Annotated in this window: 9 protein-coding genes; 4 read left to right on the plus strand and 5 right to left on the minus strand. The window is 63.3% G+C overall.

Going from position 1 to position 10,346, the window contains the following annotated elements; all coding sequences use genetic code 11:
* Positions 1 to 9: 9 nt before the first annotated feature.
* Complete coding sequence (locus ISS99_RS02915; RefSeq protein WP_204630079.1) at positions 10 to 402, minus strand: DOPA 4,5-dioxygenase family protein; 393 nt, start codon at positions 400 to 402, stop codon at positions 10 to 12.
* A gap of 198 nt (positions 403 to 600) precedes the next feature.
* On the opposite strand from ISS99_RS02915, the gene ISS99_RS02920 reads away from it, so the two are divergent.
* Complete coding sequence (locus ISS99_RS02920) at positions 601 to 1,500, plus strand: LysR family transcriptional regulator (RefSeq protein WP_204630080.1); 900 nt, start codon at positions 601 to 603, stop codon at positions 1,498 to 1,500.
* A gap of 27 nt (positions 1,501 to 1,527) precedes the next feature.
* On the opposite strand, the gene ISS99_RS02925 is transcribed toward ISS99_RS02920, so the two are convergent.
* From ISS99_RS02925 to ISS99_RS02935, 3 genes are all read right to left on the minus strand, one after another.
* Positions 1,528 to 2,535: a family 16 glycosylhydrolase gene (locus tag ISS99_RS02925; RefSeq protein WP_239537598.1), complete on the minus strand. Its 1,008-nt coding sequence runs from the start codon at positions 2,533 to 2,535 to the stop codon at positions 1,528 to 1,530.
* Positions 2,536 to 2,653: 118 nt separating this feature from the next.
* Positions 2,654 to 4,039 carry an alkaline phosphatase family protein gene (locus ISS99_RS02930; protein WP_204630081.1) on the minus strand — a complete coding sequence of 462 codons (1,386 nt, stop codon included), beginning with the start codon at positions 4,037 to 4,039 and terminating at the stop codon, positions 2,654 to 2,656.
* 84 nt (positions 4,040 to 4,123) lie between these two features.
* Positions 4,124 to 5,482 (minus strand): hypothetical protein, encoded by a 1,359-nt coding sequence (locus ISS99_RS02935; RefSeq protein ID WP_204630082.1) that lies wholly within the window; start codon positions 5,480 to 5,482, stop codon positions 4,124 to 4,126.
* Between the two features lie 160 nt (positions 5,483 to 5,642).
* Here ISS99_RS02935 and ISS99_RS02940 point away from each other — a divergent pair, with 160 nt between their 5' ends.
* The gene (locus ISS99_RS02940) at positions 5,643 to 6,752 is read left to right on the plus strand and encodes an S-(hydroxymethyl)glutathione dehydrogenase/class III alcohol dehydrogenase (RefSeq protein ID WP_204630083.1); all 1,110 of its coding nucleotides are present in this window, start codon (positions 5,643 to 5,645) and stop codon (positions 6,750 to 6,752) included.
* A 12-nt stretch (positions 6,753 to 6,764) separates the two neighbouring features.
* Positions 6,765 to 7,610: an S-formylglutathione hydrolase gene (fghA, locus tag ISS99_RS02945; RefSeq protein WP_204630084.1), complete on the plus strand. Its 846-nt coding sequence runs from the start codon at positions 6,765 to 6,767 to the stop codon at positions 7,608 to 7,610.
* 59 nt (positions 7,611 to 7,669) lie between these two features.
* On the opposite strand, the gene ISS99_RS02950 is transcribed toward fghA, so the two are convergent.
* The gene (locus ISS99_RS02950) at positions 7,670 to 8,158 is read right to left on the minus strand and encodes a DUF2501 domain-containing protein (protein WP_204630085.1); all 489 of its coding nucleotides are present in this window, start codon (positions 8,156 to 8,158) and stop codon (positions 7,670 to 7,672) included.
* Positions 8,159 to 8,340: 182 nt separating this feature from the next.
* Here ISS99_RS02950 and ISS99_RS02955 point away from each other — a divergent pair, with 182 nt between their 5' ends.
* A complete protein-coding gene (locus ISS99_RS02955) occupies positions 8,341 to 10,047 on the plus strand; it encodes an NAD-dependent malic enzyme (RefSeq protein WP_204630086.1) in 1,707 nt (568 codons plus the stop codon).
* The last annotated feature ends 299 nt before the right edge of the window (positions 10,048 to 10,346 follow it).

Below are 10,346 nucleotides of genomic sequence, written 5' to 3' on the forward strand. Positions count from 1 at the left end.
GAACCGGCCTCAGAAATCCGATTTTCCAAATCGCGCGACACCCTGGTTCCGGCCCGGCGGGTCGAGCGTGGTCAGGTCGAGATCCAGCGGGGTGCCGATCCAGTGCGCCAGCGTGGTGTGGTCGGCCAGATCGTCGTTGGTCAACGGATGCACCAGCGCGGTAAACCCCGAAGCCTTGATCAAATAGAGGACGGCGGACAGGGCGTCTTCGGTGAAATGGATTTCGAATTGGGAAATGGGATGCGGGCCGGCCTTGCCGTCTTTGAGTTGCCCGACGAGCAGCAGCTGGGGAATTTCCCCCGCGTGCAAATGGCCGCACAGGCGCGCGCGCAAGCGCTCAGCCTGATCGCGCGCATCAGGCTGGTAATAGATGTGGGCGTGATACGGCGCAGGTCCGGTCATGGCTCGGCGAACTCCTGTTGGGCGTCGTGCCCGGTGGCGCGCACCGAGATCGAAGCTGGGAATATCCAGATGAAAGTTTGGCACAGCGACCTTCTTGACCCGAAAGCGCATCGGCGCGGCGGGGCTATCGTGCCCGCCTCAGGGCGCTTGATAAACGTGAAATAATTTGCCTCATTCAAAACCGCTGGGTTTTTAATAATGAATAAGCTGGCCAATATGGAGATGTTCGTCCGGGTGGTGGAAAGCGGCAGCTTTGCCGCGGCGGCGGAGGCAAGCCGGGTATCGGCCACCATGGTCGCCAAGCACATCGGCGAGATCGAACACCGCCTGGGTGCGCGCCTGCTTCATCGCACCACGCGCCGCCAGCAACTGTCGGATGTCGGCCGGCTTTATTACGAGCGCTGCAAGCAGGTGCTGGCGGAAGTGGCGTTGGCCGAAGCCAGTGCGCTGGAGTTGCAGGCCAGTCCGCGTGGCCGCTTGCGGGTGTTGGCGCCGGTGAGTTTCGGCAGCCACGTGCTGGTACCGGCCTTGAACGAGTACATGGTCCGCTATCCGGAAGTGAGCGTGGAGCTCAGCCTGGACAATCGCCGGCCCAACCTGATCGATGGCGATTTCGAGCTGGGCATTCACATCGGCAAAGTCGACGAGCCGGGCCTGGTGGCGCGCCCGTTGCGTCCCTATCGCCGGGTGCTGGCAGCCTCGCCGGGCTATCTGGAACGCCGCGGCCAACCGGCTCATCCGGCGCAATTGAGCGAGCACGAATGTCTCGGCCTTTCCTACTGGCGCCGCTTCAACCAATGGCGTTTCGTGGGGCCGGGCGGAGCAACGTGCGATGTCGCCGTGCAGGGGCGCTTCACGGCGAACCATGGCAATGCCTTGCGCATTGCCGCCTTGAACGGTGCCGGCATCGTGCTGCAGCCCGAAGCGGTGCTGGCCGACGATCTTGCTACCGGGCGGCTGTCGCCGGTGCTCCCGGCGTGGGCGCTGCTGCCATCGCCGATGTATCTGATCTATGCGCAGGATGCGCGGCCGACGGCCAAATTGCGCAGCATCATCGACTTTCTGCTGGCACGGTTCGGCATGCCGCAGCCCGCTTAACGCAGTCAAGCGTTTGCTATCGAGGGATCAGCGCCCGACCGGTGCGTTCTCGCGCTTGGCGGCATCGGCGGCCATTTCCGTCGGCGCCGGCACTTTCTGCCCGTTGCCGGATTTGGTCCACACGGCCACGTAGTCCACCACCATCGAATGGCCCGGTTCGGTATCCGGCGTAGGCGTGGGTTTCCAGCCGGCCATCACGAATGAGAAGCCGCCGCCCATGGCCACGTCCAACAGCAGGAAGTAGCCGTTTTGCGCGGTGAGCTGATGCCAGGTCTCGGCGGACATCTGGTTTTCGGCCACCTGGTTCACCAACTGGCCGTCGACGAACCAGCGCAGCTGCTCCGGCGAGACGCTGCGGTTCCATTCGAAGGTGAAGGTATGCGGTCCGGCGGTGCAGGCTTCGTGCGGACAGGGCAGATGGCTGCCGATGCCCATCGGTTCTCCGCAGGGGCCGCCCGGACTGATGCCGCAGTGGAGAATGCCCCACACCGAATCGAGCCCGTTGACGCTCTCCATGATGTCGAACTCGCCCGCTTGCGGCCACTTGCCGTTGACGCGGAAATTGCTGCCCAGCGCCCAGAATGCGGGCCAATAGCCCAGTGCGCGCGAGCCGGTCACGTCGGGCATCTGGATGCGCGCTTCCATGCGCAGCATGCCGCCTTCGCCCACGGTGAAGTTGTCGCGCACGGTCTCGATGCGCCCGGAGGTCCATTCGCCGCTGGCTTCGCGGCGTGGCGTGATCAGCAGGTGCCCCTTGCCGTCCAGTTGCAGGTTGCTGCGCTCGGCCGTGTAGCGCTCGGCCTCGGATGTGCCCCAGTGGGCCGGACCGTTTGGATAGGAATGGCCGGTGTCGATGCGCCAGTTCGCGGACGACGGCGGCGAGCCTGCCGCACCGGCGAAATTGTCGCCCCATTGCAGCACCCAGCCCTGCGGGTGGGGGATATCGGTGGCCTGTGCGGAGCAGGTCATGCCGGCTGCGAAAGACAACGCCGCGAAAACGGCGACGGGGCGAGCGATGAACGTCTTGATCTGCATAAACTTCAGCTTATCGGGGGCCAGGGTCCAGGCCAAATACCAGAAACGGCGTCCGATGCACGCATGTCCAAGGTGATCGGCCTGGTGAAGCAAATCTGAAGCCAAAAGCGGCCCCTGATCAGGGTTGCAGTGCCTCGTCCAGCGGCGCCGCTTTCGCGGCGGGCAGCGACACCCCGAGGATTTTCGCGATGGTCGGGGCCACCTGCAGGTTGGTAATGGCGCCCAGGTTCACGCCTTTGCGGATGTGCGCGCCGGAAGCGATAAACAACGCCTGCATGTCCGGATCGGTATTCAAATAGCCGTGTGCGCCCCTGGCCGGCGTCACATCCACCACGGTTGGCGGCGCTTCGCCGTCCAGAAATGCATAGCCGGGCTTGGCGATCAGGTAGAGATCCGGTGCCTGGTTGGTGGACTCGTTGGTGGGAAGACCGAGCGATGGCATTTGTTGGGCGGTATAGACCGCGGCAACGCCGGGCAGGGCGCCGAAATAGGCTTTGAGCTTCGGCGTCAGTTCCGCGCGCCGCGCCGCGTTGCGAATGAATAGCGAAGCTTCGCCGCCTTCCGCGAGCACCCATGCGTCGCCGTGGTAACTGCCGTTGCGCTTCTGCAGCAGGCCTTGCTGCACCAGTGCCGCATTGGGACGGATGGCGTGATCGTAGTCGGTGAAACCGTGATCGGAAGCGATCACGAAGGTGATGCGATCCAGCAGGCCCGCAGCACGCGCGGCTTGGATCAGGCGCGCGATGTTGCTGTCCGCATCGGCCAGTGCTGCATACGCGGCGGGCGACAGTGCGCCGTATGCGTGTTGCAAGGTGTCGGTCTGCAGCAGATGGAACAACAGCAGGTTGGGTGTATGCCGGGTGAGAATGTCGATGGCCGCGTCGGTCCACACCTGGTCGCGCCAGGCCGGACTGTCGCCGTCGCCGAAGCGGGTGATCTGGTCTCGTGAAACCAGCCCGTTTGCGACCAGGTCCTGGGCAATGGCGCCGTCGGGTTTCGGTTGTTCGGCGAAAGGCCACCGCACGTGCTGCGCATCGTAGATGGCGACCCAATCCACCTGGCCGGTGCTCATGCCGCGTTCGTCCAGCGCGTCGTACAGCGTGCGCGCATGAACGAGCTGTTCCCGGGGTACCCAGGGTTTGACTTTGATCTCGCTGCCGTCGGACGGCAGGGTGATCAACCCGTTGGCCATCACGTGGTGCGTGGCGGCATCGACGCCGGTAATCAGCGTGGTGTGGTTGGGCCAGGTGACGGACGGATTGATCGGCCGCATCGCTTCGGCATACGCGCCTTCCGCCTGCAGTTTGCGCAACGTGGGCATCGGCAGGCGCGGATCCTTGAGGGCGCGTGCCGGGAAGCCGTCGATGGTGATCAGCACCACGATCGGTCCCTGCGTGGCGGCGGTGCCGTCATTCGAAGCGTGGCTGGCCTCGCCTGCATGCAAGGCGGCGGTGCCGGCGAGCAACGTCGCCAGCAGAAAGGTGAAAGCAGGAGTTTTTCGCATGAATGTAGTGGGGTGACGGAAGCTTGCGCGACCGTAGCATTCTTTTCCGCTTGACCGCGACAAAAAGGCGTTGCCCGGTTGGGGTTACCGCGCGGCTGTACCGACGTCGATGTTTTCCCTGTGCAATACCCGCCCGTTGTCATCGCTGAAAGTCAGCTGGTATTTGCCGGGGCGCAGGTAGAGGTCGGCCGAAGGCAGGCCTTGATTGCTGCTGTAGATGGGCAGATGCCCGGCGTTGTCCGCCAACGGGGCAAGATCGAGCAGCAGGCGATCGGCTGCAATGGCGTCGGCTCCCTCGCTGCCGTACCGTGCTTCCACCAGGCAGGGGTAGTGTTCCTGGCAATGTTGGCCGGTGACGTAGTACGGCACGCGCAATCCGCCAAGGCTCAGCCAGGTGGGGCGGCCGTGCTCGAATTTTTCCGGCGGAAAGAACACGCTGACGTCGTAGCCCTTGCGCAATGCCCAAGGGTTGCCTTTGGCATCGACGAAAACCAAGGGTGCGTCCGGATGCAGGGTTTTCATCACCTTTTCGTAATAGGGGTGATCGCCGCGGCGCGAAGGGCGCGGATAAAGCATGGTCTGCTCTACCGCAAGCATGGGCAGGTGAGTAAGTCGATGCAGATGTTCGGCCATCGACGAGCCGTCGAGATAGCGGCCGGAGGTCACGATGTGGTCGTAGCCGGCATTGATCACCAGCCTTGCCTGGGGATCTTGCTCGAACACCTGCTGATAGAGATGCTTCGCCTGCTCGGTCTCGCGCTGATCGGTGTTGGCGGTTTCGCTGGTGGCTTCATACGCAACGACCTTGAAACCGAGTTTCAGCGCCGTGCGCACCATCTCGGCGTAGATCGGCTCCTCGGTATAGAAACCGCTTTTTTCGGTGGGATAGCCGCGCGAGGCGAGCTGGGTGTCGCTGGCCGAAAGCGTTTCGGCGGCGAAGTAGTTGAATCCTTCCGCGCGCAGGCGGCCGAGCACTTGCACGGTAAGGCTGCGGGTAAGCGCCACGTTGTGCGCTTCGTTGAACATCACGATACGGTAGTTTTTTGCCAGCGCAGGGATGGCGTCGAGTGCCGGCTGCGCGGTGTAGCCGCTGCCTTCGGCAAGCGGCGAGGGGTTGTCGTCCGGCTGCTTCGGTTGCGTGATCGCGAAGCTTTGCACCGCATCGGGATAATCGCCGAGAAAACTCAAGTACCAGCTGAGGTACTGCCCGAAGATCAGCTGGAACGCCTCCGAATGATCGCTGTCGTAAGCGCGGCGCAGCACCACGTACTGCGCCAACAAGCTTTGATGAGTGCGGGCCTCCAGCATGATGCGGTCGGCCTTTTCGCCGGCCGCCTCCTGCTCCGCCGCCCATTGCGCCGCACTTTGTGCGCGCACGGGCTCAGCCAGGCACATCAGGCCCAGCGCGCAACCGCTTGCGACGACAATCCAACGTGCAGGCATCGGCCTCTCTGGTCAGCTCATCCGATGATGGCGACGCCCACGCTACGCCATTTGCGCGGTTGCCGAAATAACCACTTTTTTCACGGTTGCTGTAGCCATTTTTTGTCGTTCTCTTCATTATTGACGGATTGCGTTTCGCACTACCGTTCAGGAGAACACCATGAAATCACGCGCCGCCGTAGCCTTTGCGCCGGGCAAGCCCCTGGAAATCGTCGAGATCGACGTTGCACCGCCCAAGGCGGGTGAAGTGCTGGTGAAGATCACCCATACCGGCGTCTGCCACACCGATGCTTTCACCCTGTCGGGCGACGATCCGGAAGGCATCTTTCCCGCGGTGCTCGGCCACGAGGGCGGCGGCGTGGTGGTGGAAGTGGGCGAGGGCGTGACCACGCTCAAGCCGGGCGATCACGTGATTCCGCTGTACACCGCCGAGTGCGGCAAGTGCAAATTCTGCCTGTCCGGCAAGACCAACCTGTGCCAGGCCGTGCGCGCCACGCAAGGCAAGGGCCTGATGCCGGATGGCACTACGCGCTTCTCCTACCAAGGCAAGCCGATTTATCACTACATGGGTACCAGCACCTTCAGCGAATACACCGTGGTGCCGGAAATTTCCCTGGCGAAGATCGATGAGCAGGCGCCGCTGGAAAAGGTCTGCCTGCTCGGCTGCGGCGTCACCACCGGCATCGGTGCGGTACACAACACCGCCAAAGTCGAGGCTGGCGCGACCGTGGCGGTATTCGGCTTGGGCGGCATCGGCCTGGCCGTGATCCAGGGGGCGGTGCAGGCCAAGGCCGGGCGCATCCTCGCCATCGACACCAATCCGGCCAAGTTTGAGCTTGCGCGCGAGATGGGCGCCACCGACGTCATCAATCCCAAGGATCACGCCAAGCCGGTGCAGGAAGTGATCGTGGAGATGACCGACGGCGGTGTCGACTACAGCTTCGAATGCATCGGCAACGTGGATGTGATGCGCGCGGCGCTGGAGTGCTGCCACAAGGGTTGGGGCGAAAGCATCATCATCGGCGTGGCCGGCGCGGGCAAGGAAATCAGCACGCGTCCGTTCCAGCTCGTGACCGGCCGCGTGTGGCGCGGCAGCGCTTTTGGCGGCGTCAAGGGGCGCACTCAGTTGCCGGGCATGGTGCAACAGGCCATGCGCGGCGAGATCCGCCTCGATCCCTTCATCACCCACACCTTGCCGCTGGAGCGCATCAACGAAGCGTTCGACCTGATGCACGAAGGCAAGTCGATCCGCACCGTCATTCATTTCTGATCGCTGGCCGTCATGCAACTCGAACGCCTCGAACATCGCGCCTGCTTCGGCGGCTGGCAGGATGTCTACCGCCATCGCTCGCACGTGCTGGATTGCGACACGTCATTCGCGGTCTATCTTCCACCGGTCGCCGCGCAGAAGGCGGTGCCGGTGCTGTATTGGTTGTCCGGCCTGACCTGCACCGAGCAGAACTTCATCGCCAAGGCCGGTGCGCAGCGTTATGCCGCCGAGCACGGAGTGGCGCTGGTGGTGCCCGATACCAGTCCGCGCGGCGAGCACGTGCCCGATGCCGACAACTACGACCTGGGCAAAGGCGCCGGGTTTTATCTCAATGCGACGAGGGAGCCCTGGTCGCGGCATTACCGCATGTACGACTATGTCGTCGACGAGCTTCCTGCGCTGGTCGAGGCGAATTTTCCGGTAACCGATGCGCGCGCCGTCAGCGGCCATTCCATGGGTGGCCACGGCGCATTGGTGATCGCTTTGAGAAATCCGGATCGCTACCGCAGCGTATCGGCCTTTGCGCCGATCGTGGCGCCAAGCCAGGTGCCATGGGGCGAGAAGGCCTTCACCGCTTATCTGGGCGATGACCGGGAAGCGTGGAAAGACTATGACGCGACCGAACTGGTGGCGCGTGCCACGCAGGTGCCACCGATCCTGATCGACCAGGGCGAAGCCGACGAATTTTTGCGGAGCCAGTTGCGGCCCGAGCTATTCAAGGCAGCGGCGGAAAAGGCGGGGTGGTCTCCGCAGTTGGCCATGCACGCAGGTTACGACCACAGCTACTACTTCGTGGCCAGCTTTATCGGCAAGCACGTGGCACATCACGCACAGGCGCTTTACGCCGAAAAATTGTGACACTGACCATTGCGCTCCTCCCCTGGGTGCAGGGGAGGAGCGCGGTATTCGCCGCCGGATCAATGCCCGAGCAGCGAACCGAGCTTGCCGGTGGACGATCCGCTGCTGCCGCCGAGGAACGACTTGCCCTGGTTCAGCACCACGCCGCAGGCCTTGGTGGTGAGCTTGGACTTCAGATCGCTGTTGCCGCCGCCGACGCTGTTGAGATCGGTGGTCTGCCCACCCTGGCCGTGCAGCATGCCTTGCAGGCCGCTCTGGTAATCGGAGTTGTTGCTGCCGCCTTGGGTCTTGCCGAGCAGCTTGCTGGCTACACCCGAAGCCCCCGAGTCCCCGCCGAGGTAATTGTTCTTGACGCAGTAGCCAAGAATACCTGCCACGTTCCCCATGCTGCCGGAGGTGCCGCCACCGGGGAGCATGTTGCCCAGGCTGCTGCCGCCAAGCTTGCTGCCGAGGCTGCCCAGATCCTGGGCGCTGGCTGCCGTGCAAGCCAGGCCGAGGGTGATCGCCGCTGCGCAAGCCATTGCCATACCGCCGATTCGTGTCTTCATGGGCACCGCTCCTTGTTCAAGTGTGTGCGCATTCAACAACGAAGCTCGTTAGGTTTCCGTCAGCGCGTACGCGTCAGAACATCCCTGGTGTCGTTCCGCTCTTGCCATGGCTTGCTGACAAGGCGCGGTAACCGGAAAAAGTGTCTAATGGGCGGGGGAGTCCAAAAAGGAGATTGCACGTCATGACTCAACCCGTCGCATCGGATTGGGATAAACCCCTCAAGACTCGCCTTACCGGCTTCGACCTGATCACCAAGCCGATGTTGAACAAGGGCATGGCTTTCAGCCAGCACGAGCGCGATATCTTCGGCTTGAATGGATTGCTGCCGCCCCACGTCGCCACGATCGAAGAGCAGGCCGAGCGTCGCCTGCGAGTGCTGCGCGCTTTCAGCACCGACTTTGAGCGCTATGCCTTCCTGCGCGACCTGCAGGACACCAACGAGACCTTGTTCTATGCCGTATTGGTGCGGCACATCGAGGAGTTGCTGCCGCTGGTCTATACGCCGACCGTCGGCGAAGGCTGCCAGCATTTCAGCGAAATATGGCGCAAGCCGCGCGGGCTGTTTCTCAGCTATCCCAACAAGGACCGCATCCGCGAGATACTCGCCGATCCGCGTTATGACAACGTACGCGTGATCGTGGTCAGCGATGGCGAACGCATTCTCGGCCTGGGCGACCAGGGCGCCGGCGGCATGGGCATTCCGATCGGCAAGCTGTCGCTTTACACCGGTTGCGCGGGTATCCATCCCGACCTCACGCTGCCGATCCTGCTGGATGTAGGCACCAACAACCGCGAGCGCCTGTCCAACCCGCTGTATATCGGCTGGCGCCACGAACGCATCGTGGGCGCCGAATACGATGCCTTCGTGGAAGAGTTCGTCAGCGCCGTGATCGAACGCTGGCCGGATGTGCTGCTGCAATGGGAAGACTTCGCCGGTTCCAACGCCAGTCGCTTGCTGGCCAAATACCGCGACCGCCTGTGTACGTTCAACGACGATATCCAGGGCACGGCAGCGATCGCCGCCGGTACCCTGATGGCGGCGATCAACGTGACCGGCGTGAAGCTGACCGAACAGCGCATCGCGGTGCTGGGTGCCGGATCTGCCGGCTGCGGCATCTCCTCGTTGCTGTTGCGCGCGATGGTGGATGCTGGCCTAAGCGAGGAACAGGCGCGCGGCGCGTTCTATCTGGTGGACCGCAACGGCTTGCTGGTGGATGGCATGGAAGGCATCACGCCAGCGCAGATGCCGTTCGTGCAATCGCATGAAGCGGTCGCCGATTGGGTGCTGGACGAGCCCGGCGATATCGGCTTGCTGGAGGTGGTGCGCAACGCCAAGCCCACGGTGCTGATCGGCGTGTCGGGCCAGACTGGCGCGTTTACCGAGCAGGTCGTGCGCGCGATGGCGCAGGGCGTCGCGCATCCGGTGATTTTCCCCTTGTCCAACCCGACCTCGCGCAGCGAGGCCGTGCCGCAGCAAATCGTGGAGTGGACGGATGGCCGGGCCTTGATCGGCACGGGCAGTCCGTTCTCGCCGGTGCCATGGCAGGGTCGGGAGATTCCCATCGACCAGACCAACAACTCCTACGTCTTTCCCGGCGTGGGGTTGGGCGTGCTGGCGGCGCAGGCGCGACGCGTAACCGATGCCATGTTCATGGTCGCCGCCAAGGCGGTCGCGGCAATGTCGCCCACAGTGCAGGATCGCCATGCGCGGTTGTTGCCGCCGGTTGATCAATTGCGCGCGGTGTCGCTGGCGGTGGCGCGTGCGGTGGCGGTGCAGGCGCAGGTGGACGGAGTGGCGGAGCGTTGCGAAGCGGCGGTGCTGGAGCAGCGCTTGAAGTCGCTGGTGTGGGAGCCGAAGTATCGGCCTTATGAGTTGGATGGCGCGTGATGCGTTTTGCTTCGCTGCGCAACTGTGTAGGTTGGGTCGGCGCTGTGTAACCCAACGCTTTTGGCTCTTCGGGTTGATGGTTTTGTCTAGAGCATTAAGAGCTCAAGAGCGAAGAGCTTTCGGCCCTGAAAGGACCGAGTCACTTTCTCTTGCGTGCCCAAGAGAAAGTAACGGCGGTCTCTAGACTCAAGTGCAACACCCCCAACCGAGGTGCTGCATGGCGAGGAATTACAGTCATCTAAGTGCCGAAGAGCGCGGCGCGATCATGGTGGGCAAAGCACGTGGGGAGAGTGCCCGGC

Origin of the sequence: Dyella mobilis (genome assembly GCF_016904945.1) — a bacterium.
In the GTDB taxonomy this organism is placed as follows: Bacteria; Pseudomonadota; Gammaproteobacteria; order Xanthomonadales; family Rhodanobacteraceae; genus Dyella_B; species Dyella_B mobilis.

What these genes read in the sequence shown, in the direction of transcription:
- ISS99_RS02950 (WP_204630085.1), bottom strand. Translation starts at nt 8,158, where the DNA reads ATGAAGACACGAATCGGCGGTATGGCAATGGCTTGCGCAGCGGCGATC.
- ISS99_RS02930 (WP_204630081.1), bottom strand. Translation starts at nt 4,039, where the DNA reads ATGCGAAAAACTCCTGCTTTCACCTTTCTGCTGGCGACGTTGCTCGCC.
- ISS99_RS02955 (WP_204630086.1), top strand. Translation starts at nt 8,341, where the DNA reads ATGACTCAACCCGTCGCATCGGATTGGGATAAACCCCTCAAGACTCGC.
- ISS99_RS02915 (WP_204630079.1), bottom strand. Translation starts at nt 402, where the DNA reads ATGACCGGACCTGCGCCGTATCACGCCCACATCTATTACCAGCCTGAT.
- ISS99_RS02920 (WP_204630080.1), top strand. Translation starts at nt 601, where the DNA reads ATGAATAAGCTGGCCAATATGGAGATGTTCGTCCGGGTGGTGGAAAGC.
- ISS99_RS02935 (WP_204630082.1), bottom strand. Translation starts at nt 5,482, where the DNA reads ATGCCTGCACGTTGGATTGTCGTCGCAAGCGGTTGCGCGCTGGGCCTG.
- ISS99_RS02925 (WP_239537598.1), bottom strand. Translation starts at nt 2,535, where the DNA reads ATGCAGATCAAGACGTTCATCGCTCGCCCCGTCGCCGTTTTCGCGGCG.
- fghA (WP_204630084.1), top strand. Translation starts at nt 6,765, where the DNA reads ATGCAACTCGAACGCCTCGAACATCGCGCCTGCTTCGGCGGCTGGCAG.
- ISS99_RS02940 (WP_204630083.1), top strand. Translation starts at nt 5,643, where the DNA reads ATGAAATCACGCGCCGCCGTAGCCTTTGCGCCGGGCAAGCCCCTGGAA.